The organism is Micromonospora sp. IBHARD004 (genome assembly GCF_052814115.1).
Map to the genome: position 1 here is coordinate 1,689,634 of NZ_CP199934.1, position 23,803 is coordinate 1,713,436.

Sequence of the window (23,803 nt, forward strand, 5' to 3'; positions counted from 1 at the left end):
GGTCTTCCCGCGTTCCGTGACGGTGGGGACAATCGGGTGATGGATCACCCCCGAGAGCTCACCGCCGAGGCACCCCGAGCCTGGGACCGTCCCGTCGTCTCCGTACCGATGCTGATCTGCCTCTCCCTGGTCGGTGGGCAGCTGCCGTCCTTCTCCGCGCAGGCCAACCTCTACACCCTGGGCACCGGCGGGGCGCTGATCTGGCTCGGGCTGAACAACCGGGTGCCCCGGCGGCCCGCCCCCCGCCGGCTGGCCCCGGGCGCGGTCTGGTGGCTGCTGCCGGTGACCGTCTTCGGGGTCCTGGAGGGGGCCACGTTCGTGCTCTCGGTGGGCGACGAGTTCCCCACCTTCTCCCGGCTGGCGGATCCGCTGCTGGAGGACCATCTGGTCCGCTCCACGGCCTGGTTCGCCTGGCTGGCCGCGTTCTGGGGACTGGTGCGGCGATGATGCGCGCGCTGGCGATCGGTGGCTTCCTGACCGCGGTGCTGCTCTTCGTGGCGGTGGAGTGGGCGTCCCGGCGGGAGGGTTCCCGCGTCCCGTCGCTCGGCGACGTCTGCGCGTTCGTGATGCGGTACGAGGTCGGCCCGGTGCCGGTCGGGCGGATCGGCCTCTTCGGCTTCTGGTGGTGGCTGGGTTGGCACTTCCTGGCCCGGTGAACCCGCCGCCTGTCCAAATGTCGGGAACACTGGGCAGCATGTGGACCTGAACGATAGCTTGGGTAAGGACCGGCGCCGCGCCGCGACGCAGGTCGTGGGCGGTGGCGCCACACCAGGTGCCGCCTCCCTCCAGGGTCAGACCGACCCGGGCTCACGCTGCCAGGCGAGCCGCTCCGGTGATCCCGGACCGCTGCCGGGCGCTCAGCACGACCGCCCGTAGGGCCACCGTGCCGTGGTGGTCCGCACCCTGGAAGGGATCTCCCGATGGCCACCAAGCCCACCCGCAAGCCGCAGCCCGAGACCACCGACGAGGCCCGCGAGCAGATGCGCCGCGCGCTGCAGACCTCGATGGACACCCGTCAGTGACGTCCGCCGTCGGGCGGTGACGCCGCCGACGTCACTGCGTCGCCAGCGTCACCGCCGCCCCGGGGCCCACCGCGGGCCCCCCGGCGCTACCGTCGCCCGGTGCGCCGCATCCTCATCGTCGGCAGCGCGGGCGCCGGCAAGAGCACCCTCGCCCGCGAGGTCGCCCGCCGGCTCGACCTCCCGCTGATCCACCTCGACCGGCACTACTGGCGACCCGGCTGGGTCGCCTCCGACGACGCCCGCTTCCGGGCCGAGGTCGCCGCGCTCGCCGCCCGCCCGGCCTGGGTGATGGACGGCAACTACGGCGGCACGCTCGACCTCCGCCTGCCCCGCGCCGACCTGCTGGTGCTCTGCGATCCGCCCCGGCTGCGCTGCCTCGCCCGGGTGCTCCGCCGCCGCTGGGCCCACCGCACCGCACCCCGCCCCGACCTCCCCGACGGCTGCCCCGAGCGGATCGACCTGGAGTTCCTCCGCCACGTCTGGCGCTACCCCTGTCGCTCCCGGCCACGGGTCCTCGCCGCGGTCGCGTCGACCGCCCCCGCCCTGCCGGTGGTCCGCCTCCGCACCCGCGCCGACCTCCACCACTGGCTCACCACCCTCCCCCAACCCTGACCCCACCCACCCCTCGCGCCCCCATCGGGTGCTGATCATGAAGTTGTCGTCGTCCGCACCGCCGTGTCGTGACAACAACCTCATGATCACCGGGGGGCTGTGGGGAGGGGGGCTGGGTAAGTGGTGCTGGGGGGTTGTGGCCGTTACGGGAGGCGTGCCAGGATCGGCGGCGATGAGTCAGACCGTTGCCAACGCCGCCGCGTCCCGTGCCGCCTCGCCGCGGCGGATCGCGGCGCTCGCCCTGCCGGCGCTCGTGGTGCTCGCCGCCGAGCCGCTCTACGTCCTGGTCGACACGGCGGTGGTCGGGCACCTGGGCCGGGTTCCGCTCGCCGCGCTCGCCGTCGGCGGCACGGTGATGACCCTGACCGCCTGGCTGGGCACCGTCGTCGCGTACGGCACCACCGGACGGTCGGCCCGGCGGTTCGGGTCGGGCGACCGGGCCGCCGCGGTGGCCGAGGGCGTGCAGTCGTCCTGGCTCGCCCTCGCCGTCGGGGTGCTGGTGGCGCTCGCCATGCAGGTCGGCGGCGGGGCGTTGGCGCGTGCCCTCGTCGGCGACGCGGGCGCCGTGGCCGACGCGGCCGCGCAGTGGCTGCGGATCGCGGCCCTGGGCGCGCCCGGACTGCTGCTCGCCGCCGCCGGCAACGGCTGGCTGCGCGGCATCCAGGACACCCGGCGACCGCTGCTCTTCGTGCTCGCCCCCAACCTGCTCTCCGCGCTGCTCTGCCCGCTGCTGGTCTACCCCGCCGGGCTCGGCCTGGCCGGCTCGGCGATGGCGAACGCCGCCGCGCAGACCGTCTCCGGCGGCCTCTTCGCGGCGGCGCTGATGCGCGAGCGCGTCTCCCTGCGGCCCCGGCCGCGACTGATCCGGCAGCAGCTCGTGCTCAGCCGGGACCTGCTGATCCGGGGCGTCGCCTTCCAGGCGAGCTTCCTCTCCGCCACCGCCGTCGCCGCCCGGTTCGGCGCCGCCGCCGTCGGCGCCCACCAGATCGCCCTCCAGCTCTGGTTCTTCACCGCCCTGGTGCTGGACGCGCTCGCCATCGCCGCCCAGGCGCTGATCGGCGCCGCGCTCGGCGCCGGCGACGCGGCCGGCGCCCGCGCCCTCGCGCGCCGGATCGCGCTGCTCGGCGGCGCCTGCGGCGTCGCCTTCGCGGTGCTGATCGCCGCCGGGGCCGGCGTCGTGCCGTCCTGGTTCAGCTCCGATCCGCAGGTACGCGAGCAGGCCATGGTGGCCTGGCCGTGGTTCGTGGCGTTGCAGCCGATCGGCGGGGTGGTCTTCGCCCTCGACGGCGTGCTGATCGGCGCGGGAGACGTCCGCTACCTGCGCAACCTCACCATCGTGGCGGCGCTGGGCGGGTTCCTGCCGGCGATCTGGCTCGCCTACGGGCTCGGCCTCGGCCTCGGCGGGATCTGGGCCGGACTGACGCTCTTCGTGGTGCTCCGGCTGGCCGCGCTGCTGCTGCGGCTGCGCTCCGGCGGCTGGGCGGTGGTCGGCGCGGTCCGCTGACCGACCGCCGCCCAGCCGGACGGTCAGCAGTCCTCGCCGTCGCCGGCGCGCCAGCTGTCGTCGTAGATGTCGCCGGTCGGCGCGGGCGCCGTCCGCCGCTCCAGCGGCTGGTCGTGCTCCAGCGCGAGGAAGCCCTGCTGCATCGCCTCGCAGGTGGAGTTGAGCACCGTGACGTCGGCCGCGTCGATCCACAGCCCCCGCGAGCCGGCCCGGACGTCGTCGGGGTGGGGCAGGTGCCAGACCACCTGGTCGCGCAGGGTGATCAGCTCGGCGCCCGGCGGGTACTTCTGCGCCTGGAACAGGTCGAACGAGTAGACCCAGAAGAACCGGGTGGTGATGGCCAGCACCCGGATGCCGTCCCGGTCGGTGGTGGCGGCGTATTCGATCGTGCCCTGGACCCGGATGCCGTCCTCGGGTACCCACGCCGGGTCGGTCCGGGGCGCGATCCGGGTGGCGTAACCGAGGTTGGCCCCCTCGGCCAGGTCGTCGCGGACCGTCGTCCGGGCGTCCGGGGCGAGCAGGGCGAGGAACGGCTCCGGGTCGTCCAGGAGCATGGGGCGCCGGAGCCGGCCCTCGACCAGCGCCATTCGTGCCTTCGCCAGCGCGTCGGCGACCTGCTTCTGGCTGAACGGCCCGGTCTTCCGGGCGGCCGGCAGGGTGATCCCTGCCTCGCCCTCGGCGAACCGCTCCGCCGGGGTGTCGACGAATACTCCCAGCGTGTTGCCGCTGGCGTCGGTCGGACGGGGCTGGACCCCCGGTCGGGTCCGCACGGGCAGCACCCGCTCGCCGTGGTGGACCTTCTGCACGAAGCCGTACCCGGCGGTCCCGAGGAACACGACGAGACCGAGGGCCACCACGGCGGCCACGGCACCGAGCAGCTTGCCGCTGTGCCGCTCCCAGCTGAGGCGGAGCCGTTCGGCGCGGGTCAGGTCGTGCTCCTGCTCCGGCTGGCGCATCCAGTCGGGGATGCGGACCGGCTCGTCGGCGGCGGCGAAGAGCTGGTCGAGGCGGCGCTTCGGCTCGGGGGTGGACGGGTCGTCGGTCATGTCTGTTCCAGGGGCGCGGGGACGGGGCGGGTGATCTTCGCATGGACCCCGCCCGCCGTGCTGCCCCTTTGGCGCGGTGCGTCCCGGAGGGCTCGACACCGGGCCCGGGTCAGTCGGGCAGCCCGCAGCTGTCCGGAATGTCCAGAGAGCGGTCCGGGTCGTACAGGGAGTCGGGGTCAGCGGTGGTGGTGACGACCGGCTCCGGGTCGCTCGCCTCGCCGATGTTCAGCAGTCCCTTGTCGAACGCGGCGCAGTCCACGTTCGCGCCGTAGGACCGCATGTCGGCGAGCCAGAGACCGTCGGCCCGGGACCGGACGTCGCCGGGGTACGGCAGCTCCCACACCAGGGTGTCGTGCACCACGACCACCCCGTCGCCGGGGACGACCCGGGCGGGGCGGAAGGCGTACGCCCAGACGAAGTTGGTGGTCACCTCCAGCACCCGGACGCCGTGCGGGCTCCTGGTCGCCCGGTAGGTGATCCGCCCCTTGACCCGGGGCTGCTCGGGGGCCAGCCGGGCGCCCGGCGCGAGCCGGGTCGCGTAGTTGGCGAACGCGCCGGAGGCGAAATCCTTGCGGACGCGGGCCTGGACGTCCGGGGCGAGCTGCCGGACCAGTCGGTCCGGGTCCTTCGCCGTCATGAACGTCCGGTCCAGCCGGGCGGTGACCAGGGCGGCGCGGACCTTCGCCAGCCCGTCCGACACCTGCTTGGCGGTGAAGTCGCCGGTCCGCTTCGCCGGGGGCAGCGTGATCCCGGCCGCCCCCGCCGGGAACGCCGCGGCCGGGGTGCCGTCGAACGGCCCGGCCGCCGGTGGCGGGGACGCCGTGCTGGTGGCGGAGACCCCGGGCGGCTGGCTGATCGTGGGGTACGCCTTCGGGGCCGGCCGCCGGGCGTACCCGTAGCCGACGGTGCCGACGGTGGTGAGGAGGGCGAGCGCCAGCAGCGCGCCGACCCCGGCGAGCAGCCGGCCGGCGCGTCGGCGACACCAGATCCGCAGCCGCACCGACCGGCTGACCCGGAGCTCCTTCTCGAGCTGGTGCAGCCAGTCGGGGAACCCCGCCGGGTCGGCGCGGGGTCGGTCGGGGCGGGACGGGGGTTCGTGGGTGGGGTCGTCACTGGTCATCGGCGGGATCCCGGGGCAGGCGGGGCGGGGGGCGGATGATCTTTACACCCGATCGGCCGGAGTGGTATCCCCCGCGGGCGTCGGGATCCTGCTCTGGCAGGCTTGACGGTCGTGAGCACAGACGGACTGATCGTGGTCGACAAGCCCGGCGGCATGACGTCGCACGACGTGGTGGCGCGGATCCGGCGGCTGGCGCGGACCCGCCGGGTGGGGCACGGGGGCACGCTCGACCCGATGGCCACCGGCGTGCTGGTGATCGGGGTCGGTCGGGCCACCCGGCTGCTCACCTACGTGATCGGCGCCGGCAAGAGCTACACCGCGACGATCCGGCTCGGCCAGTCCACGATCACCGACGACGCCGAGGGCGACGTGATCGCCACGACGCCGGCCGGCACGGTGACCGACGAGGCGGTGCGCGCCGCACTCGCCGCGCTGACCGGGGAGATCGACCAGGTGCCGAGCGCGGTCAGCGCTATCAAGATCAACGGCCAGCGGGCGTACAAGCGGGTCCGCGAGGGGGAGAGTGTCGAGCTGCCGGCCCGCCGGGTCACCATCTCCCGGCTGGACGTCCGCTCGATCGGCCGGGACCAGACTGACGTGGTGGACGTGGACGTGGACGTGACCTGCTCGTCCGGGACGTACATCCGGGCCATCGCCCGGGACGCGGGCCTGGCGCTGGGGGTCGGTGGCCACCTGACGGCGCTGCGGCGGACCGCGGTGGGCGACTTCACCCTGGCCGAGGCGGCCACCCTCGACGAGTTGGAGCAGCGCGCGCCGGAGGTGGTCAACCTGCCGCTCGACGCGGCGGCGGACCGGTACTTCCCACGCCGGGACGCCACCCCGGACGAGGCGAGGATCCTGTCCCACGGCGGGCCGCTGGACCCGGCCGGCATCACCGGGCCGTACGCCGTCTTCGGTCCGGACGGCGGCCTGATCGCTATCGTCAGCGAGCGGGACGGGCGGGCCCGCGCGGAGATCGTGCTCGCCCCCGCCTGACGACCGGTGCGGGTCGGGGGGGGTGGTGCGTTATGAATGCCTCATTGAACTTGAGCGGTGAGTTGAGCGGGAAGGTGTGCATCACGTGAGCGCGTACCGGTGGCCTCGGGAGAGCCCGCTGCCCCGGTCCCGGCCCGCCGGGTGGGGCGACTCTTCCTGGCCGATCCGGCTCACCGAACCCGCCCTAGGGCGGACCGCCCTGATGCCGGGAAGCGATTCAATCCCAAGGGGCAGCAGTTCTCCGCTCTGGCCGCATGGTGGGGGGCGGCTGAACGGGCCTGCCGGGCCGCGGAAGCCAATCCGGCGTGATGAAGACCATGCAGGCGTACCGGTACGCCCTGGACCTGACTGCGGTGCAGGAGCGAGCTGTGCTCGCACATGCGGGGGCGGCGCGGGTGGCCTACAACTGGTCGTTGGCCCGGGTGAAGACGGTCATGGACCAGCGGACCGCCGAACGGTCTTACGGTATCGGCGAAGTGGACCTCACGGGGCTCACATACGCATCATGACTTGCAACGGGAGGAGCGGCATGCAGCGGTGGCGGGGGTACGAGGCGGCGCCCGGTGGTTGGGGGCGGTCGGTCGTCACCATCGGCGTCTTCGACGGCGTGCACAAGGGGCACCAGGCGACCATCGGCCACGCCGTGGCGCGCGCCCGCGAGCTGGGCGTCAAGTCGGTGGTGGTGACTTTCGACCCGCACCCGGCGGAGGTGGTCCGCCCCGGCTCGCACCCCGCCGTGCTGACCGAGCCGGCCCGCAAGGCGGAGCTGATCGAGGCGCTCGGCGTCGACGTGCTCTGCGTGGTGCCGTTCACCCCGGACTTCTCCCGGCTGTCGGCCGAGGAGTTCGTGCACGACATCCTGGTCGAGCACCTGCACGCCGCGCTGGTCGTGGTCGGCGCCAACTTCCGGTTCGGGCACCGGGCCGCCGGTGACGTGGCCCTGCTGGAGCGGCTCGGCCGGACCTTCGGCTTCGGGGTGGAGGACGCCCCGCTGATCGCCGAGGCGGGCACCGTCTTCTCCTCCACGTACATCCGCTCCTGCGTCGACGCGGGCGACGTGGTGGCGGCGGCCGGCGCGCTGGGCCGCCCGCACCGGGTGGAGGGCGTGGTGGTCCGCGGCGACCAGCGCGGGCGTGAGCTGGGTTACCCCACCGCCAACCTGCTCTGCCACCGGTACGCCGCCATCCCCGCCGACGGGGTGTACGCCGCCCGGCTGGTGCGCCGGGGGCAGCGCGAGCCGCTCGCGGCGGCGGTCTCGATCGGCACCAACCCGACCTTCTCCGGCCGGGAGCGCCGGGTGGAGGCGTACGCGCTGGACTTCAGCGGCGACCTGTACGGCGAGCGGCTGGCCCTGGACTTCGTCGCGCACCTGCGCGAACAGCGGACGTACGCCGCGATCGGGCCGCTGGTCGCCCAGATCGCCGAGGACGTGGAGCGGACCCGCCGCGCCCTCGGCTGAGCGTCCCGCCACCCCGCCGCGCAGCCCTTCGCCGGGCGGCACCGCCTCGGGCTGGTAGGCTGGCGGGGACGTCGGCTGACCGACGTGGGGCCTCGCGTGCCTGCACGACGCCGCGGGTGCGAGGTTCGTCCGTCTCCGGTGCTCCGGACCCCGACGACGGACATCAGTGATCAACCCATCGAAACAGGGAGAACATGGCGCTCGACCAGGAAGCCAGGGCCAAGATCCGCTCGGAGTACGCGACCGCCGAGGGCGACACCGGTTCGCCGGAGGTGCAGGTCGCGGTCCTCACCAAGCGGATCGCCGAGCTCACCGAGCACCTGAAGGTGCACAAGCACGACCACCACAGCCGCCGTGGGCTGCTGCTGCTGGTCGGCCGTCGCCGTCGGCTGCTCAACTACGTCCAGAAGAAGGACATCAACCGCTACCGGTCGCTCATCGAGCGGCTCGGCCTGCGCCGATGACGTGACGGGGGAGTGGCCACTCGGCCGCTCCCCCGTTCCGGTACCAACAGAAGAACAGGGCCCGCGCGACCACCCGACAGGGAGCCGGTCAGCGTACCGGTCTCCGGTAGTGGCCCCCGGGAATCCCGGCATCGTGCCGGCCACCCGGGCGCTTCGATCGAAGACCGGCCGTCTGAGCAGCTCCTCAGTGTCGTGGGACCCACGAAGCGAAGGAGCACTACAGCACATGACCGAGACCAACCTCGGCACCGAATCCCGCACCGCCGTGATCGACAACGGGTCCTTCGGCACCCGTGAGATCACCTTCTCCACCGGCCGGCTGGCCCGCCAGGCCGCCGGGTCCGTCGTCGCCCAGCTGGGCGAGACGGTGGTCCTCTCCGCCACCACCGCCGGCAAGCAGCCGAAGGAGCAGTTCGACTTCTTCCCGCTGACCGTCGACGTCGAGGAGCGGATGTACGCCGCGGGCCGGATCCCCGGTTCGTTCTTCCGCCGCGAGGGCCGTCCCAGCGAGGACGCGATCCTCACCTGCCGGCTGATCGACCGGCCGCTGCGCCCGTCGTTCGTCAAGGGCCTGCGCAACGAGGTCCAGGTCGTCGAGACCATCCTCGCGCTCGACCCGCAGCACCCGTACGACGTCGTGGCGATCAACGCCGCCTCGATGTCGACCAAGCTCTCCGGCCTGCCGTTCTCCGGCCCGATCGGGGCCACCCGGATGGCGCACATCGACGGCCAGTGGGTCGCCTTCCCGACCCACGAGGAGCTGGCCCGGGCCACCTTCGACATGGTGGTGGCCGGCCGCACCCTGCCGGACGGCGACGTCGCGATCATGATGGTCGAGGCCGAGGCCACCGACCACACCGTGGCGCTGGTCGCCGGCGGCGCCCCCGCCCCGACCGAGGAGGTCGTCGCCAGCGGCCTGGAGGCCGCCAAGCCGGCCATCCGTGAGCTGTGCCGGGCGCAGAGCGAGCTGGCCGAGGTTTCCGCCAAGCCGGTCGCCGAGTTCCCGGTCTTCCTGGACTACCAGGACGACGCGTACCAGGCGGTGGCCGACCTGGCCCGCGCCGACGTCGCCGAGGCCCTTCAGATCGCCGGCAAGGCGGTCCGCGAGGAGGCCCTGGACACCATCAAGGCCCGCGTGCAGGAGGAGCTCGGCCCGCGCTTCGAGGGTCGGGAGAAGGAGCTCAACGCCGCCTTCCGGTCGCTGACCAAGTCCGAGGTCCGCAGCCGGGTGCTGCGCGAGCAGGTCCGCATCGACGGCCGCGGCCCGCGCGACATCCGTCCGCTGACCGCCGAGGTCGGCGTGCTGCCGCGGGTGCACGGCTCGGCGCTGTTCGAGCGGGGCGAGACCCAGATCCTGGGCGTCACCACGCTGAACATGCTGCGCATGGAGCAGACGCTGGACACCCTCTCCCCGGAGAAGTCCAAGCGCTACATGCACAACTACAACTTCCCGCCGTACTCGACCGGTGAGACCGGTCGGGTCGGTTCGCCGAAGCGGCGCGAGATCGGCCACGGCGCCCTCGCCGAGCGGGCGCTGATCCCGGTGCTGCCGTCGCGCGAGGAGTTCCCGTACGCCATCCGGCAGGTCTCCGAGGCGCTCGGCTCCAACGGCTCCACCTCGATGGGTTCGGTCTGCGCCTCGACGCTGGGCCTGCTGTCGGCCGGTGTGCCGCTGAAGGCGCCGGTCGCCGGCATCGCCATGGGCCTCATCTCCGACGAGGTCGAGGGCAAGACCCAGTACGTGACGCTGACCGACATTCTCGGCGCCGAGGACGCGTTCGGCGACATGGACTTCAAGGTCGCCGGCACCCGGGACTTCGTCACCGCGCTGCAGCTCGACACCAAGCTCGACGGCATCCCGTCGGACGTGCTGGCCGCCGCGCTCCAGCAGGCGCACGAGGCCCGGCAGACCATCCTCGACGTGATGCAGCGGGCGATCGAGGCGCCGGCCGAGATGTCGGACTACGCGCCGCGGGTCACCACCGTCAAGATCCCGGTCGACAAGATCGGCATGGTGATCGGCCCGAAGGGCCAGACCATCAACGCCATCCAGGACGAGACCGGCGCCGAGATCTCCATCGAGGACGACGGCACGATCTACGTCGGCGCGACCAACGGCCCGTCGGCCCAGGCCGCGGTCGAGCGGATCAACGCGATCGCCAACCCGACGCTGCCGAAGCTCGGCGACCGGTTCCTCGGCACCGTGGTGAAGACCGCCGCGTTCGGCGCCTTCATCTCGCTGCTGCCGGGCCGTGACGGCCTGCTGCACATCTCCAAGGTGGGCGACGGCAAGCGGGTCGAGAAGGTCGAGGACTTCCTCAACGTCGGCGACCGGGTAGAGGTGGAGATCGCGGACATCGACGCCCGCGGCAAGATCTACCTGGACAAGGTCCGCCCGGAGGGCGCCGAGGCGCCGGCCGCCGGCGGGGCCGCCGAGGGCGACCGTCCGGCCGGCCGGGACCGCGGCGACCGGGGTCCGCGCGACCGCGGCGACCGGGACCGCGAGCGCGGCAGCCGTGGCCCGGAGCGTGGCGAGCGCGGCGAGGGTGGCGGCGAGGGTGGCGAGGGCGGCGAGCGTCCGCGCCGCCGCACCCGGCACAGCTGAGCAGTGACCGGCCGGGTGGGGACGTGGTCCCCACCCGGCCTTCGACGACTCCAGCTCGGCGCGTCTGGCGCCGCGCCGCGACCTGGAGCCGTCGCCGTGACACCGCACCACCCACCCCTCGTCGAAGTGAGAGCAGGTTTCCGTGAGTCGGGCCCAGCGTTCGTCTTTTCCTGCGGGTCGACGGGGGGTGGCGCCGTCCGACGCCGTCCGGCACGTCACCGTGTCGCAGCCCGGGCGCGCCGGTGGGTCGGCCCGAGCGGTCACCCGCACGCTGAGTGACGACCCGCTGGGTGGCACGGTACGCCGTACCGTGCTCCCCAGCGGTCTGCGCGTGCTGACCGAGGCGATCCCGGCGATGCGCAGCGTCTCCTTCGGCATCTGGGTGGCGGTCGGGTCCCGCGACGAGACCGGGCCGCAGGGCGGTGCCGCACACTTCCTGGAGCACCTGCTCTTCAAGGGCACGAAGAAGCGGACCGCGCTGGAGATCTCCTCCGAGATCGAGGCGGTGGGCGGCGAGACCAACGCCTTCACCACCAAGGAGTACACCTGCTACTACGCGCGGGTGCTCGACGAGGATCTGCCGCTCGCCATCGACGTGATGTGCGACGCGGTGGCCGACTCGCTGCTGGAACCGGCCGACGTGGAGACCGAGCGGGGCGTCATCCTCGAAGAGATCGCCATGCACGACGACGAGCCCGGCGACGAGGTGCACGACCTGTTCGCCCGGGCCGTCTACGGCGACCACCCCCTCGGCCGGCTGATCTCCGGCACCGAGGAGACGGTCACCCCGATGACCCGCCGGCAGATCCAGAGCTTCTACCGGCGCCGCTACACCCCGCCGCAGATCGTCATCGCCGCCGCCGGCAACCTCGACCACGCCACCGTGGTCAAGCTGGTCCGCCAGGCCCTGCGCGGCACGCCGCTGGAGGGCGACCCGGCGGAGCCGGCCCCGCACCGCCCGGCCACCCCGTCGGTACGCACCAGGCCGGCCGCCACCCTGGTCGAGCCGAAGGAGACCGAGCAGGCGCACGTCATCCTCGGCTGCCCCGGCATCGACCGCATCGACGAGCGGCGCTTCGCCCTCGGCGTGCTGAACAACGTCCTCGGCGGCGGGATGTCCAGCCGGCTGTTCCAGGAGATCCGGGAGCGGCGCGGCCTGGCCTACTCGGTCTACTCCTACGCCAGCCAGTACGCCGACAGCGGCCTCTTCGCGGTCTACGCCGGCTGTGCGCCGGGCAAGGTGGACGAGGTGCTGGAGCTGACCCGGGCGGAGCTGGCCCGGGTGGCCGCCGACGGGATCACCGCCGACGAGCTGGCCCGGGGCAAGGGCATGTCGAAGGGCTCCTTCGTGCTGGGCCTGGAGGACACCGGCTCGCGGATGAGCCGGCTGGCCAAGGGGGAGCTGCTCTACGGCGACCTGATGCCGGTGGACGAGCTGCTCGCCCGGGTCGACGCGGTCACCCTGGACGACGTGAACGCCCTCGCCGCCGAGCTGCTCGCCCGGCCGATGTCGCTCGCCGTGGTCGGCCCGTTCGGCGAGAACGACTTCACCGCCTGAGCCCCGCCCCGCCGGTGACCCGGCGTGGGTTGCGGCAGCTCGCGGTCACCGCCGCGCCAGCGGCCACGACGTGGCGCAGACCGGAGGTGGACCCTGGCCGGTGGCTGGTCCCGGCGGGTGACGCCGTCCCGATTGGGATAGGTTGTGCCCCGTGACTGACGAGCAGGAGAAAAGCCCGACCGAGCCGATCCGGGTCGGTGTGCTGGGTGCCCGCGGCCGGATGGGCATGGAGGTCTGCAAGGCGGTCGACGCGGCCCCCGACATGGACCTGGTGGCGATGATCGACCAGGGCGACTGGCTGTTCAACGCCTCCGACGCGGGCGCCGAGGTGGTCGTCGACTTCACCACCCCGGACGCCGTCATGGACAACCTGCACTGGTGTATCGACCAGGGCATCAACGTCGTGGTGGGCACCACCGGCTTCACCGAGCAGCGACTGGAGCGGGTGCGCGGCTGGCTGGAGCGCAAGCCCGGCGTGGGCGTGGTGATCGCCCCCAACTTCGGCATCGGCGCGGTGCTGATGATGCAGTTCGCCGCCCGCGCGGCCCGGCACTTCGAGTCGGTCGAGATCATCGAGCAGCACCACCCGCGCAAGCTGGACGCCCCGAGCGGCACGGCGACGCACACCGCGCGGCGGATCGCGGCGGCCCGCGCCGAGGCCGGCCTCGGTCCCGTGCCGGACGCCACCAAGGACGAGGTGCCGGGCGCGCGCGGCGCCGAGATCGACGGGATTCGCGTCCACGCGGTCCGGGCCACCGGGCTGGTCGCCCACCAGGAGGTGCTCTTCGGCACCACCGGGGAGACGCTGACCATCCGGCACGACTCGTACGACCGCGCCTCCTTCATGCCCGGTGTGCTGCTGGCAGTCCGCGCGGTGCGCCACCGCCCGGGCCTGACCGTCGGCCTGGACGCCCTGCTCGACGACTGACGCCGCGCCGCCCGGCCGCGACCGCCCGCCGCCCGGCTACCGCCCTGCCGCCGCTCGGCCTGGTCGGCGGCAGGCGGGCCGGCATGGCGCCTGTCGGGCGCGACCGCCGGCGGGTGCGCAACGGCGATCAAGCACAACACCCGGTCCACGGTGCACGCTGGAGCCATGACCACGACGGACGGGCTGACCAGCATCCTCGACTGGGTGCAGACCGGTCTCGACGACCCGGCGATCAGCCCGGCCGATCTCGCCGCTCGTGCCCACCTCTCCCGCTTCCACTTCGACCGGCTGGTCGCCGCGGCGACCGGGGAACCCCCCGGCGCCCTGCGGCGCCGCCTGCTGCTCGAGCGGGCGGCCCACCGGCTCACCACCGGTGACCGCACCATCCTGGACATCGCGGTCGAGGCCGGGTACGGCTCGCACGAGGCGTTCACCCGCGCCTTCCTCCGCTCGTACGGGGCGACTCCCACGGCCGTGCGACGGCATCCGCCGCTCACCTTCCGCGAGCTGGAGTTGCCCTGCCCGAGCGGCGTCCACTTCCAACCCCCCGGCGGCCTGCGGCTGCCGGCAGCGCACCAGGAGACTCCGATGAACGTGCTGCAGCACCTGGTCGACCACCACGTCGAGACCCTGACCGCGATCATCGACCGCGCGGCCCGGCTGGACGAGGAGACCCTCGACCGGCCCGTCACCGTCTCGGTGGAGACCATCGACGACCGGCCCACCCTCCGCTCGTTGATCAACGCGATGGTCACCCAGGAGGAGCACTGGCTGTCGGCGCTGCGTGGCGGCGCCTGGCCCGACGAGAGCGACCGGTCGATCGGGGGCCTGGCGGCCCGGCACGCGGTGGCCGGCCGGGACTACCGGGCCTTCGTCGCGCAGACGCTGGCCGCCGGCACCCTCGCCGACACGTTCGTCGACACCACCTGCACACCGCCGACCACCCACACCCTCGGCGGCATCGTCGGCCACGTGATCACGTTCGCGGCCGTCCGCCGTACGCTCGCCATCGGCGCGCTGCACACCGCGGGCGTCACCGACCTGGGCGCGGGCGACCCCCGGCCGTACCTGGACGCCCGGGCCGGCTGAACCCGGCCGGCGGCGGCGGCCGAAAGCGGTCGCCGGCGGGCGGGCCACCGCCTAGGCTTCCCCGGTGATGATCGATTCTGGGCTGCGCGACCGGGCCGGCCGGCACGTCACCCTGCGGCCGGTGGACGACGGGAACTGGCGGGCCGTCGCCGACGTCGCGCCCCGCGACGACCAGCGCGGCTGGGTGCCGGCCCTGGCCGCCCGGTACCTGGTGTTGACCATGCGCTCGGACGTCTGGACCTCGCTGGCCGTGGTCGCCGACGAGACGGTGGTCGGGCACGCCATGTGGGGCGTGGACGACGACGGCTCCCGCTGGATCGGCGGCATGGTGATCGACGCCGCGGAGCAGGACCGGGGCGTGGGGCGGGCGGCCGTCCGCACCCTCGCCGACTGGTTGTCCGCCCAGGACGGCGGCAGCGTCGTGCGGCTGTCGTACCACCCGGAGAACGTCCCCGCCGCCCGCCTCTACACCTCCCTGGGCTTCACCCCCACCGGCGGGATGGAGGACGACGAACTCGTCGCCGAACTCTCCCAGCCCTCGTGATCATGAAGTTGTCGCCGTGACCCGCCGGGGCGGGTGGCGGCAACTTCATCATCGACGGCGTGGGGCGGTGGTCAGCGGGAAGTGGGGGAGGTGCGGGCCGGGGCGGGGCGGGGGGTGGGGATGGTCGGGGTTGAGCGGGGGGTCGTGTCGAGCGTGAGGCCGGCCGGAGGCCGGTGACCGTCGGGTGGCCGGAGCGGTCGACGTGGACGTCGATCGGGGCGCCGGCGACGCGGAACCGGTCGACCGTGAGCGCGCCCAGCTCCGGGCCGGCCAGCGGCCGTACCGTCACCCGGCCGGCGGGCACGTCGGGGTAGAGCCCGACACCGGCCTGGACGAGCATGACCGTGGCCGCCGCCGACCAGGCCTGGGGCCGGCAGGCCGCCGGGTACGGCACCGGGCGGCCGACCATTGCGCGGTCGTCCCCGCCGTACAGCTCGGGCAGCCGGTAGTCGAACGCCTCGGCGGCGGTGAGCAGCCCCTCGGCCAGCCGGAGCGCGGCGTCGGCGAAGCCGGCCCGGGCCAGCCCGGCGAGGACGATCGCGGTGTCGTGCGTCCAGATCGACCCGCAGTGGTACGACAGCGGGCTGAAGCCGGCGTCGTCGGTGGACATGGTCCGCAGCCCGAAGCCGCCGGCCAGCGCGTCGGTGGTGAGCAGCGCCGCCACCTGCGCCGACTCGTCCGCCGACAGCAGCCCGGTACCGAGCAGGTGGCCGATGTTGCTGGTCAGCGAGTCGACCGGGCGCTTGTCCCGGTCCAGCGCGAGGGCCGGCTGGGGGCCGTGCGGGCCGTCCACCCAGAAGGTGGCCCGGAACTTCTCGGCCAGCCGGTCGGCGTACCCGCGCCAGCGGTCGGCGCCCGGCCGGTCGAACGCGTCGAGCAGGGCCGCCGCGTCCACCGCCGCCCGGTACGCGTACCCCTGCACCTCGGCCAGCACGATGGGCGCCTGCGCGAGCCGGCCGTCGCGGAACCGGACCGCGTCGCCGGAGTCCTTCCAGCCCTGGTTGGACAGGCCGTGGCCGGTGGTGTCGACGTACTCGACCAGGCCGTCGCCGTCGGCGTCGGCGTGGTCGGCGAGCCAGCCCAGCGCGGCCTCCAGGTGCGGCAGCAGCGGCTCGACCTGGTCGGTGCCGAGCCCCCAGCGCCAGGCGTCGTGCAGCAGGCTGATCCAGAGCATGGTCGCGTCGACGGTGCCGTAGTAGGCCGGCGGCAGCCGCAGCCCCCCGTCGAACGTGGCGAACTCGTGCCGGCGCAGCTCGTGCAGGATCTTGCCGGGGGCCTCGCCGGTGGCCGGGTCGACCCGGGTGCCCTGCCGGCGCGCGAGGACCCGCAGCGTGCCGGCGGCCAGTTCGGTGCCGAGCGGCAGCATCATCCGGGCGGCCCAGAGGCTGTCCCGGCCGAACAGGGTGAGGAACCAGGGCACGCCGGCGCCGAGGAAGACGTCCGCCGGGCGGGCGGGGTCGGCCAGCCGCAGCCCGCGCAGGTCGGCCAGCGACCTGTCGAGGAGCCGGGTGAGGCGGCGGTCGTCGGCGCGTACCTCGGGATCGGACCAGCTCGGCGGGCCGGCGGGGGCGGCCACCACGGCGTGCGGGTCCTCGACCGTGAGCCGCCAGCGCAGGGTCACCGTCGCGCCGGGGGCGAGGTCGACGGGCCAGCTCAGCCGGGGCGCGGTGGTCCGCTCACCGGTGGCGTCCACCCGGGCCGCCTCGCCGGCAAGGGCACGCAGTATCCCCTCAAGCTGGGCGCCGCGCTGCTGGCCACCATCCCGGTGGCGGTGCTCTTCGTGATCTTCCAGCGGTACTTCGTCCGGGGCGCCAACGAGGGCGCCGACAAGGGCTGACCCGACCGGTGGGCGGTTCCCGGTCGCCCGGAAACCGCCCACCGGAGTTCACTTCTGCTCGATGACCGACAGCACGTTGCCGGCCGGGTCGGTGAACCACGCGATCGACGGCCCGTTGTCCCGCATGATCCCCTTGTCGTCCTGCGGCATGCCGTCGTACCGCTCGAGTCGTACGCCTCGCCCCGTCAGCTCGTCCACCGCGCGGTCGATGTCGTCCACCTGGAAGTTGAGGACGGTGTAGGTGGCCGCGACGTGATCGCCCTTCGGGTAGACCAGGACCTCCCGGTCCCCGGCCAGGTGCAGCGTCAGCAGGCCGCCCATCGCGTCGTCACGGGACACGCGCAGGCCGAGCGTGTCGGCGTAGAACTGCCGGGCCCGGTCGGCGTCGTCCACCGAGAAGCTGCTGAACGCCTTCGTGTCCTTGAACATGGTTCTCTCCTCTACGGTCGTGCCTGGTGTTCCCCGGGGTCAACGAGTCGGCTCCTTGCCGTCGGCTGGCCGCTCCCTCGACGCGTACGGCCGGATCGACCGCCGGCACCGGACGCCAGCCGTGCGGCGACGCCGGGCAGCGCCCGCGCGACGATCAGCAGCGGCGGGTTCGGCGCGTACGCGGCGGCCACCGAGACCACGGCGAAGGCGCTCGCCCCGATCAGCAGCAGGGCCAGCACCGCCAGGCCGGTCCACTCGCGTCGACCGGCCCCGGTCAGCGGCGTGGTCGCCGTGGTGTCCGCGGTCATCTCACTCCCTTGTCATGGCGTACCAGGGGTGGACGACCCGGCGGGCCGGAACTCATCGCCGGGGGGCTCAGGGATCGAGGCGGAGCGGCAGCCCGAAGCGGGGGAAGAGCCGCGGCTGGAGGAAGTGGGTGAGCCGCGTGATCCGGTCGCCGGAGAACTCCAGCAGCTGGATCGAGAACGCCTGGTGGCCGCCGGCCGGGTCGGGGCGGTACTGGGCGAGCGCGGTGCCGCCGTTGGCCGGCACCGGCACCAGCCGGGAACCGCGGCAGCCGGCGCCCGGCCCGACCATCCACCGCCCGATGTCGGCCGCCCCGCGCAGCCACATCGGGTACGGCGGCATGCTGTGCACCGCGTCCTCCCGCAGCAGCGCGACCAGGGCGTCGATGTCGTACCGGGCGAAGGTGTCGACGTACCGGTCGAGCAGGTCGCGGTGCTCGTCGTCGAGGTCGGCCCCGGTGGGTCGGCCCGCCTCGCCGACGTCGGCCAGCGTCGCCCGGGCCCGCTGCAGGGCGCTGTTGACCGCCGGCACGCTGGCGTCGAGCAGCCCGGCGACCTCGTCGGCGTGCCAGCGCAGCACGTCCCGCAGGATCAGCACCGCGCGCTGCCGGGGCGGCAGGTGCTGCAGCGCGGCCACGAACGCCAGCCGGACCGACTCGCGGGCCACCGCCAGCTCCGCCGGATCCCCGGGCAGCACCGCCGCGTCCGGGATCGGTTCCAACCAGTCGCCGACCGGCCCGGGCGCGCCGAGCGACGCCGCCACCGGCGCCGACGGGGCGCCGAGGTCCATCGGCAGGGCTCGCCGCCCGCGGCCGCGGAGCTGGTCGAGGCAGACGTTGGTGACGATCCGGTAGAGCCAGGTGCGCAGGCTGGACCGGCCGTCGAAGCGGTCGAGGCCGCGCCAGGCCCGCAGCAGGGTCTCCTGTACGGCGTCCTCCGCGTCGAACGGGGAGCCGAGCATCCGGTACGCGTAGCCGGTCAGCTCGACCCGGAACCCCTCCAGGTCGGTGGCCGTCCTCGCGGTCGCCGTGGTCATGGAGCCCACCGTAGGCCGGCCCTCCGACAGCGCGTACCGCCGACGCGCGGCGGGGCGGTCAGGCCTCGGTGGCCGGCTCGGTCGGGACCGCGACGTGCAGGCGGAGCTGGGGGACCAGCATGTCGTCGACGTCCAGTGCCCGGGCCGCGCCGTCCGGCTCCCAGCCGGTCGAGGTGAGGAACTTCCGGGTCGCCTCGTCCCCGTCGAACGCCCAGGCCACCGCCCGGGTGAAGCCATCCTCCCGCCAGCGGTCCACGGCGGCGGAGAGCAGCCGGCTGCCGTGCCCGCGCCGACCCCAGCGCGGCTCGATCAGCAGGTCGGTCACCGCCACCACGCCGTCGGCGAGCGCGTCGGCCGGCTCGCCGGGGGCGAGCGCCTCCGCGTCGGCCGGACCGGATGCGGCGAAACCCACCAGATACGATTGCTCGGCCTGTTCGACGGCGACCAGCACGCGGTGCGCGCCCGAGGGCGGCTCCTGCACCGCCGCGCTCCACCGCCGGGCGAGGTACGCCTCGTCCAGGTTGTCGAGCACGTGCCGGGGCAGGATCCGGCGGTACGCGACCCGCCAGGTCGCGAGCTGAATGCGTGCGATCTCGCCGGCGTCCTCGGGACGCGCCGGGCGGACGTACCCGAGAGCCATGGCACGAGAGCCTACGCAGGGCGAGGGAGGCGACGGTGGCGCAGGGTGCCAGGCGGACCTACGGGCAGGCCGCCGGCGTGGTGGTGCTCGCCGCCGCGGTGGCCGCCTTCCTCTCCGTCGCGGCCGTGCGGCACGGCTTCTTCGACCTGAAGGTCTACTACGGCGCGCTGACGTTCTGGGTGCACGACGGCGGGGAGATCTACGACTTCCTCAAGGTCGGCACCCAGTACGGCTTCACCTATCCGCCGTTCGCCGCGCTGGTCATGCTGCCGATGGCGTACCTGCCCTGGCCGGCGGCGATCACGGTGAGCGTGGTCGCCAGCGCGGTGACCAGCGCGGCGCTCATCTGGTGGCTGGTCGACCCGATCGCCCGCCGGGCCGGCTGGACCCGCTGGTTCGCCCTCGCGGTGGCGCTCTGCCTGGCCGCCGCGTTCGAGCCGATGCGCGAGACGGTCAACTTCGGGCAGGTCAACACGCTGCTGCTCTTCCTGGTGGCGGTGGACCTGCTGCGGCTGCTGCCAGCCGGCAACCGGTGGGCCGGGGTGGGCATCGGTCTCGCCACCGCGATCAAGCTGACCCCGGGCGTCTTCATCGTCTACCTGCTGGTCACCCGGCGCTGGCGGGCCGCGTTCACCGCGATGGCCGCCGCGACCGGGGCGACCCTGCTCGCCGCCGCGCTCTTCCCGGACGCCTCGCGGGAGTTCTGGACCGAGGCGCTGTGGAACACCGGCCGGGTCGGTGAGCTGGCGTTCGTCTCCAACCAGTCGCTCCGCGGGATGGTCGCCCGCCTCGATCCGGAGCAGCCGAGCACGGTGGCCTGGCTGGCGCTGGTGCTCGCCACCCTCGCCGTCTGGGCCTGGCGGTCCCGGGCCGCGGTGGCCGCGGGCGACGAGGCCACCGGCCTGGCGCTGACCGGCGCGATGATGTGCCTGGTCAGCCCGGTGACCTGGGTGCACCACCTGGTCTGGCTGATCCCCGGACTGATCCTGCTGGTGGACAACGCCATGGCGGCGCCCGCGCGTGGCCGCCGGCGCCGCGTCCTGCTGGCCGCCGCGATCATCGGGTACGGCTTCCTGATCAGCCGGATCGTCTGGGCCTGGGAGAAGGACTTCACCGGGGTGGACGGCTTCCTCGGCAGCAACACCTACGTCTGGATCAGCCTGGCGCTGCTGCTCGGCCTGCCGATCCGCCGCTGGGCCGTGCCGGCCGACGGCGGGCCGGGCCGGGCGCCGGGGCCGGTCGGGTCCCTCGGGGAGCCGGGGCCCGCCGGGTCAGTCGGCGAGCCGGGCGGTGTACCGCAGCTCGACCAGCCCGTGGGGGTCGCGGCCGCCGGAGAGCGGCACCGGGTAGACGGACTCCACCCCGTCGGGTGACAGCCCGGCCCGCTCGTAGAAGTGTCGGGCCCGCACGTTGTCCGCCAGCACCCAGAGCCGGTACTCGGTCCAGCCCCGCTCGGCCAGCCCGGCGCGGGCCGCGGCCAGCAGCTCCCGGCCGGTCCCGCCGCCCCAGCGCGCCGGCTCCACGTACATGCCCAGGATCTCCCCGTACGCCGGATCGAGGTCGGCCCGGTCCTGGTCGTTGCGGTACGGCCCGAAGGTGGCGAAGCCGGTGACCGCGCCGTCGACCTCGGTGACCAGGGTGGTGAACGGGTGCTCCGGGTCGGCGGTGCCGAGGTCCCGGCGGCGCTGCGCCCAGGCCGCCGGGTTGAGCCGGCGCAGCACCTCGTCCGGCATGATCCCGGCGTAGCCGGCCTGCCAGCTCCGCACGTGCACCCGGGCGATCGCCTCGGCGTCGTCCGGCTCCTCCCGGCGAATGGTGAGCATCCGTCCGTTCTATTCCCTCGCGGGCGATCGGTCCAGCGTCCGCGCGGCGTCGTACCCGTGGATTAGGGTGCCCGACGATGGTTGTACCGGAATCGCTCTCGCTCGCCCAGGCCCGGCGCATCGCCCTCGCGGCCCAGGGCTTCGCCGACCCGGCGCCCGGCGGCGCGCCCACCCGCCGGCACCTGCGCCGGGTGCTCGACCGGGTCGGGCTGATCCAGATGGATTCGGTCAACGTGCTGCAGCGCGCGCACTACCTGCCGCTCTACAGCCGGCTCGGGCCGTACCCGACCACGCTGCTCGACTCCGCCGCCTACCGCCGCCCCCGTGACCTCTTCGAGTACTGGGGGCACGAGGCGTCGCTGGTCCCGGTCGGGCTGCACCCGGTGCTGCGCTGGCGGATGGCCAAGGCCCGGGACGACGCCTGGGGCGGCATGCGCCGGATCGCGCAGGAGCAGCCCGAGCTGGTGGCCTGGGTCCGCGACGAGGTGGCCGCCCGCGGGCCGCTGACCGCCGCCGAGATCGAGCACGACGCGCCCCGGGAGACCGGCAACTGGGGCTGGAACTGGTCGGCGGTGAAGCGGGCGCTGGAGTTCCTGTTCTGGGCCGGTGAGGTGACCGCCGCCGAGCGCACCACCTCGTTCGCCCGCCGCTACGACCTGCCCGAGCGGGTGCTGCCGACCGCCGTGCTCGACGCCCCCACCCCGAGCGACGCCGACGCCTGGCGCGCCCTGGTGTCGGTCGCCGCCCGGTCGTTGGGCGTGGCCGCCGAGCCGGAGCTGCGCGACTACTTCCGGCTGCCGCTGGCCGGCGCCCGCCGGGCGGTCGCCGAGCTGGTCGAGGCGGGGGAGCTGACGCCGGTCACGGTGCAGGGCTGGCGGCAGCCGGCGTACCTGCACGCGCAGGCCCGGCTGCCCCGGTGGGTGCGGGGCAACACGCTGGTCAGCCCCTTCGACCCACTGGTCTGGGAGCGGGCCCGCACCGAGCGGCTCTTCGGCTTCAGCTACCGGATCGAGATCTACGTGCCCGCCCCGCAGCGGGTGCACGGCTACTACGTGCTGCCGTTCCTGCAGGGGGAACGGCTCACCGCCCGGGTCGACCTGAAGGCCGACCGGAGGGCGGGGGTGCTGCTCGTGCCGGCCGCCTGGGTCGAGCCCGGGGCCGACCCGGGCGAGACCGCGGTGGCCCTGGCCGCCGAGCTCTACCGGCTGGCCGGCTGGCTCGGCCTGGACGCGGTGGCCCCGCCCGAGGCGGGGGACCTCGCGGTGCCGCTGGCCGCCGCGCTGGCGGGCGTCGCCGGTGTACGGTGATCGCGTGACGAGCGTCGAGCGGCCGGCCACCCAGCCGGGCCAGCAGGTCCCCGACGGTGTCGCCCCGACCGCCCCGGCGGTCCCCGGCGCCGGGCACGCGGAGCCCGGGCCGGCGGCCTGGCCCACCGGCGAGGTCCCGGCCGGCGGCGGGCCGCAGCCGGTGGCCTACCAGCCCGTCGAGCCGGACCGGTTCACCCGGCTGGTGATCCGCCTGCACGAGCGCGCCCCGCGCTGGGCGGTGCCGCTGGCCGCGCTCGGCTGCGTCGGCATGGGCATGGCGTACGCGCTGGTCAGCGACCCCACCCACAGCGACCCGGACGCCCGGCCGACCTGCCTGCTCAAGCTCACCACCGGCCTGGACTGCCCGGGCTGCGGCGGCACCCGCGCCCTCTGGTACGCGCTGCACGGCGACCTCCCGGCCGCCGCCCGGCACCACCTCCTCTTCATCTTCTCGGTGCCCTTCCTCGCCTACCTCTTCGTCTCCTGGGCGGGGAACCAGGCGTTCGGCTGGCGCCTGCCGGAGCTGCGGCTGAGCCCGAAGGTGATCGGCGGCTTCCTGGCCGCCTGGCTCGCCTTCTCGGTGCTGCGCAACCTGCCCTGGGCCCCCTTCACCGCGCTCTACGTCTGACCGGCCCCCCGGGCCGTTGATGGTGGGCGCCTTCACGTCCGCGCGCCCAAGTTTCGCCACCGGGCATCCGGCCACTACAGTCCCAGGAATGCCGGAGATGGTGCAGCCCCAGGTCAAACTGATCGCGTGGACCCAGTTCCAGGCCCCGGACGACGTGCCGTGGTCGACCGACGCCGAGGGCGGGCAGGCGCTCGCCGAGTTCGCCGGTCGGGCCTGCTACCAGAGCTGGAAGAAGCCGAACCCGGCCACCGCGACCAACGCCGGCTACCTGGCGCACATCCTGGAGGTCGGGCACCTCTCGGTGCTGGAGCACGGCTCGGTGAGCTTCTACTTCAGCGGCGTGTCCCGCTCGTTCACCCACGAGCTGATCCGGCACCGGCACTTCTCGTACTCCCAACTGTCCCAGCGGTACGTCCCGGAGCGGGACGCCGCGATGGTCGAGCCAGCGGTGATCGCCGACGACCCGGAGCTGCACAAGATGTTCGTCGAGGCCGCCGAGGCGAGCGTCCGGGCGTACACCGAGCTGCTGGAGGGCCTGGAGCAGCGCTTCGCCGACGAGCCGAACCCGACGCTGCGCCGCAAGCAGGCCCGGCAGGCGGCCCGCGCGGTGCTGCCCAACGCCACCGAGACCCGGATCGTGGTCACCGGCAACTACCGGGCCTGGCGGCACTTCATCAAGATGCGCGCCACCGAGCACGCCGACGTGGAGATCCGCGAGCTGGCCGTGGAGTGCCTGCGGCAGCTCAAGGACGTCGCGCCGAACGTCTTCGCCGACTTCGTGCTCGCCACGCTGCCGGACGGCACCGAGGTGGCGGCCAGCCCGCACTCCGAGTGACTCCTGAACCCTTCCC

25 protein-coding genes are annotated in these 23,803 nt (G+C 74.1%); 17 read left to right on the top strand and 8 right to left on the bottom strand.

Features of this window, described 5'->3' with window-relative positions; translation table 11 throughout:
• Positions 1–39 precede the first annotated feature (39 nt).
• From ACTWO6_RS08395 to ACTWO6_RS08410, 4 genes are all read left to right on the top strand, one after another.
• On the top strand, positions 40–447 hold the full coding sequence (locus tag ACTWO6_RS08395) for a hypothetical protein (RefSeq protein ID WP_130333041.1): 408 nt from the start codon (positions 40–42) through the stop codon (positions 445–447).
• Positions 447–656, top strand: coding sequence for a DUF6186 family protein (locus tag ACTWO6_RS08400; RefSeq protein WP_446220590.1), 210 nt, complete (start codon positions 447–449; stop codon positions 654–656). Before ACTWO6_RS08395 ends, ACTWO6_RS08400 begins: the two co-directional genes overlap by 1 nt.
• A 465-nt stretch (positions 657–1,121) precedes the next feature.
• The gene (locus tag ACTWO6_RS08405; RefSeq protein WP_446219088.1) at positions 1,122–1,634 is read left to right on the top strand and encodes an AAA family ATPase; all 513 of its coding nucleotides are present in this window, start codon (positions 1,122–1,124) and stop codon (positions 1,632–1,634) included.
• Positions 1,635–1,806: 172 nt separating this feature from the next.
• Positions 1,807–3,138: an MATE family efflux transporter gene (locus ACTWO6_RS08410; RefSeq protein ID WP_446219089.1), complete on the top strand. Its 1,332-nt coding sequence runs from the start codon at positions 1,807–1,809 to the stop codon at positions 3,136–3,138.
• 23 nt (positions 3,139–3,161) lie between these two features.
• Here ACTWO6_RS08410 and ACTWO6_RS08415 read toward each other — a convergent pair whose 3' ends face one another.
• Positions 3,162–4,184 carry a hypothetical protein gene (locus ACTWO6_RS08415; protein ID WP_446219090.1) on the bottom strand — a complete coding sequence of 341 codons (1,023 nt, stop codon included), beginning with the start codon at positions 4,182–4,184 and terminating at the stop codon, positions 3,162–3,164.
• Between the two features lie 109 nt (positions 4,185–4,293).
• Entirely contained in the window at positions 4,294–5,304 is a 1,011-nt protein-coding gene (locus ACTWO6_RS08420; protein ID WP_446219091.1) for a hypothetical protein, read from the bottom strand.
• Between the two features lie 111 nt (positions 5,305–5,415).
• Between ACTWO6_RS08420 and truB the strand changes: the two genes are divergently transcribed.
• From truB to ACTWO6_RS08465, 9 genes are all read left to right on the top strand, one after another.
• Complete coding sequence (truB, locus tag ACTWO6_RS08425) at positions 5,416–6,300, top strand: tRNA pseudouridine(55) synthase TruB (RefSeq protein ID WP_446219092.1); 885 nt, start codon at positions 5,416–5,418, stop codon at positions 6,298–6,300.
• A gap of 308 nt (positions 6,301–6,608) precedes the next feature.
• Entirely contained in the window at positions 6,609–6,809 is a 201-nt protein-coding gene (locus ACTWO6_RS08430; protein WP_446219093.1) for a helix-turn-helix domain-containing protein, read from the top strand.
• Between the two features lie 20 nt (positions 6,810–6,829).
• Positions 6,830–7,759: a bifunctional riboflavin kinase/FAD synthetase gene (locus ACTWO6_RS08435; RefSeq protein ID WP_446219094.1), complete on the top strand. Its 930-nt coding sequence runs from the start codon at positions 6,830–6,832 to the stop codon at positions 7,757–7,759.
• 194 nt (positions 7,760–7,953) lie between these two features.
• On the top strand, positions 7,954–8,223 hold the full coding sequence (gene rpsO / locus ACTWO6_RS08440) for a 30S ribosomal protein S15 (RefSeq protein ID WP_319458938.1): 270 nt from the start codon (positions 7,954–7,956) through the stop codon (positions 8,221–8,223).
• Between the two features lie 226 nt (positions 8,224–8,449).
• Positions 8,450–10,828, top strand: coding sequence for a polyribonucleotide nucleotidyltransferase (locus ACTWO6_RS08445; RefSeq protein WP_446219095.1), 2,379 nt, complete (start codon positions 8,450–8,452; stop codon positions 10,826–10,828).
• Positions 10,829–11,015: 187 nt separating this feature from the next.
• Complete coding sequence (locus tag ACTWO6_RS08450) at positions 11,016–12,386, top strand: M16 family metallopeptidase (RefSeq protein WP_446219096.1); 1,371 nt, start codon at positions 11,016–11,018, stop codon at positions 12,384–12,386.
• 151 nt (positions 12,387–12,537) lie between these two features.
• Positions 12,538–13,314: a 4-hydroxy-tetrahydrodipicolinate reductase gene (gene dapB, locus ACTWO6_RS08455; protein WP_446219097.1), complete on the top strand. Its 777-nt coding sequence runs from the start codon at positions 12,538–12,540 to the stop codon at positions 13,312–13,314.
• Positions 13,315–13,479: 165 nt separating this feature from the next.
• A complete protein-coding gene (locus ACTWO6_RS08460; RefSeq protein WP_446219098.1) occupies positions 13,480–14,403 on the top strand; it encodes a helix-turn-helix domain-containing protein in 924 nt (307 codons plus the stop codon).
• Positions 14,404–14,470: 67 nt separating this feature from the next.
• Complete coding sequence (locus ACTWO6_RS08465; RefSeq protein WP_446220591.1) at positions 14,471–14,947, top strand: GNAT family N-acetyltransferase; 477 nt, start codon at positions 14,471–14,473, stop codon at positions 14,945–14,947.
• Here ACTWO6_RS08465 and ACTWO6_RS08470 read toward each other — a convergent pair.
• The 5 genes from ACTWO6_RS08470 to ACTWO6_RS08490 all read right to left on the bottom strand — a co-directional run bounded on the left by ACTWO6_RS08470 (position 14,886) and on the right by ACTWO6_RS08490 (position 19,194).
• Positions 14,886–16,640, bottom strand: a complete 1,755-nt coding sequence (locus ACTWO6_RS08470; protein ID WP_446219099.1) for an amylo-alpha-1,6-glucosidase — start codon at positions 16,638–16,640, stop codon at positions 14,886–14,888. The two genes, ACTWO6_RS08465 and ACTWO6_RS08470, sit on opposite strands and share 62 nt — an antisense overlap.
• A gap of 192 nt (positions 16,641–16,832) precedes the next feature.
• Complete coding sequence (locus ACTWO6_RS08475; protein ID WP_446219100.1) at positions 16,833–17,213, bottom strand: VOC family protein; 381 nt, start codon at positions 17,211–17,213, stop codon at positions 16,833–16,835.
• An 11-nt stretch (positions 17,214–17,224) separates the two neighbouring features.
• Entirely contained in the window at positions 17,225–17,521 is a 297-nt protein-coding gene (locus ACTWO6_RS08480) for a hypothetical protein (protein WP_446219101.1), read from the bottom strand.
• Between the two features lie 67 nt (positions 17,522–17,588).
• Positions 17,589–18,554 carry a sigma-70 family RNA polymerase sigma factor gene (locus ACTWO6_RS08485; protein WP_446219102.1) on the bottom strand — a complete coding sequence of 322 codons (966 nt, stop codon included), beginning with the start codon at positions 18,552–18,554 and terminating at the stop codon, positions 17,589–17,591.
• A gap of 58 nt (positions 18,555–18,612) precedes the next feature.
• The gene (locus ACTWO6_RS08490; protein ID WP_446219103.1) at positions 18,613–19,194 is read right to left on the bottom strand and encodes an N-acetyltransferase family protein; all 582 of its coding nucleotides are present in this window, start codon (positions 19,192–19,194) and stop codon (positions 18,613–18,615) included.
• 35 nt (positions 19,195–19,229) lie between these two features.
• Here ACTWO6_RS08490 and ACTWO6_RS08495 point away from each other — a divergent pair, with 35 nt between their 5' ends.
• Positions 19,230–20,567: a glycosyltransferase 87 family protein gene (locus tag ACTWO6_RS08495; RefSeq protein ID WP_446219104.1), complete on the top strand. Its 1,338-nt coding sequence runs from the start codon at positions 19,230–19,232 to the stop codon at positions 20,565–20,567.
• On the opposite strand, the gene ACTWO6_RS08500 is transcribed toward ACTWO6_RS08495, so the two are convergent.
• Entirely contained in the window at positions 20,466–21,017 is a 552-nt protein-coding gene (locus ACTWO6_RS08500; RefSeq protein ID WP_446219105.1) for an N-acetyltransferase family protein, read from the bottom strand. The two genes, ACTWO6_RS08495 and ACTWO6_RS08500, sit on opposite strands and share 102 nt — an antisense overlap.
• A gap of 77 nt (positions 21,018–21,094) precedes the next feature.
• On the opposite strand from ACTWO6_RS08500, the gene ACTWO6_RS08505 reads away from it, so the two are divergent.
• From ACTWO6_RS08505 to thyX, 3 genes are all read left to right on the top strand, one after another.
• Positions 21,095–22,324, top strand: coding sequence for a winged helix-turn-helix domain-containing protein (locus ACTWO6_RS08505; RefSeq protein WP_446219106.1), 1,230 nt, complete (start codon positions 21,095–21,097; stop codon positions 22,322–22,324).
• Positions 22,314–22,952 carry a DUF2752 domain-containing protein gene (locus ACTWO6_RS08510; RefSeq protein ID WP_446219107.1) on the top strand — a complete coding sequence of 213 codons (639 nt, stop codon included), beginning with the start codon at positions 22,314–22,316 and terminating at the stop codon, positions 22,950–22,952. Before ACTWO6_RS08505 ends, ACTWO6_RS08510 begins: the two co-directional genes overlap by 11 nt.
• Before the next feature lie 97 nt (positions 22,953–23,049).
• Positions 23,050–23,787, top strand: coding sequence for an FAD-dependent thymidylate synthase (gene thyX / locus ACTWO6_RS08515; protein ID WP_446220592.1), 738 nt, complete (start codon positions 23,050–23,052; stop codon positions 23,785–23,787).
• The last annotated feature ends 16 nt before the right edge of the window (positions 23,788–23,803 follow it).

What these genes read in the sequence shown, in the direction of transcription:
- rpsO (WP_319458938.1), top strand. Translation starts at nt 7,954, where the DNA reads ATGGCGCTCGACCAGGAAGCCAGGGCCAAGATCCGCTCGGAGTACGCG.
- ACTWO6_RS08430 (WP_446219093.1), top strand. Translation starts at nt 6,609, where the DNA reads ATGAAGACCATGCAGGCGTACCGGTACGCCCTGGACCTGACTGCGGTG.
- ACTWO6_RS08475 (WP_446219100.1), bottom strand. Translation starts at nt 17,213, where the DNA reads ATGTTCAAGGACACGAAGGCGTTCAGCAGCTTCTCGGTGGACGACGCC.
- ACTWO6_RS08485 (WP_446219102.1), bottom strand. Translation starts at nt 18,554, where the DNA reads ATGACCACGGCGACCGCGAGGACGGCCACCGACCTGGAGGGGTTCCGG.
- ACTWO6_RS08465 (WP_446220591.1), top strand. Translation starts at nt 14,471, where the DNA reads ATGATCGATTCTGGGCTGCGCGACCGGGCCGGCCGGCACGTCACCCTG.
- thyX (WP_446220592.1), top strand. Translation starts at nt 23,050, where the DNA reads ATGGTGCAGCCCCAGGTCAAACTGATCGCGTGGACCCAGTTCCAGGCC.
- ACTWO6_RS08500 (WP_446219105.1), bottom strand. Translation starts at nt 21,017, where the DNA reads ATGCTCACCATTCGCCGGGAGGAGCCGGACGACGCCGAGGCGATCGCC.
- ACTWO6_RS08490 (WP_446219103.1), bottom strand. Translation starts at nt 19,194, where the DNA reads ATGGCTCTCGGGTACGTCCGCCCGGCGCGTCCCGAGGACGCCGGCGAG.
- ACTWO6_RS08435 (WP_446219094.1), top strand. Translation starts at nt 6,830, where the DNA reads ATGCAGCGGTGGCGGGGGTACGAGGCGGCGCCCGGTGGTTGGGGGCGG.
- ACTWO6_RS08420 (WP_446219091.1), bottom strand. Translation starts at nt 5,304, where the DNA reads ATGACCAGTGACGACCCCACCCACGAACCCCCGTCCCGCCCCGACCGA.
- ACTWO6_RS08480 (WP_446219101.1), bottom strand. Translation starts at nt 17,521, where the DNA reads ATGACCGCGGACACCACGGCGACCACGCCGCTGACCGGGGCCGGTCGA.
- ACTWO6_RS08505 (WP_446219106.1), top strand. Translation starts at nt 21,095, where the DNA reads ATGGTTGTACCGGAATCGCTCTCGCTCGCCCAGGCCCGGCGCATCGCC.
- ACTWO6_RS08410 (WP_446219089.1), top strand. Translation starts at nt 1,807, where the DNA reads ATGAGTCAGACCGTTGCCAACGCCGCCGCGTCCCGTGCCGCCTCGCCG.
- ACTWO6_RS08445 (WP_446219095.1), top strand. Translation starts at nt 8,450, where the DNA reads ATGACCGAGACCAACCTCGGCACCGAATCCCGCACCGCCGTGATCGAC.
- ACTWO6_RS08415 (WP_446219090.1), bottom strand. Translation starts at nt 4,184, where the DNA reads ATGACCGACGACCCGTCCACCCCCGAGCCGAAGCGCCGCCTCGACCAG.
- ACTWO6_RS08395 (WP_130333041.1), top strand. Translation starts at nt 40, where the DNA reads ATGGATCACCCCCGAGAGCTCACCGCCGAGGCACCCCGAGCCTGGGAC.
- ACTWO6_RS08400 (WP_446220590.1), top strand. Translation starts at nt 447, where the DNA reads ATGCGCGCGCTGGCGATCGGTGGCTTCCTGACCGCGGTGCTGCTCTTC.
- ACTWO6_RS08460 (WP_446219098.1), top strand. Translation starts at nt 13,480, where the DNA reads ATGACCACGACGGACGGGCTGACCAGCATCCTCGACTGGGTGCAGACC.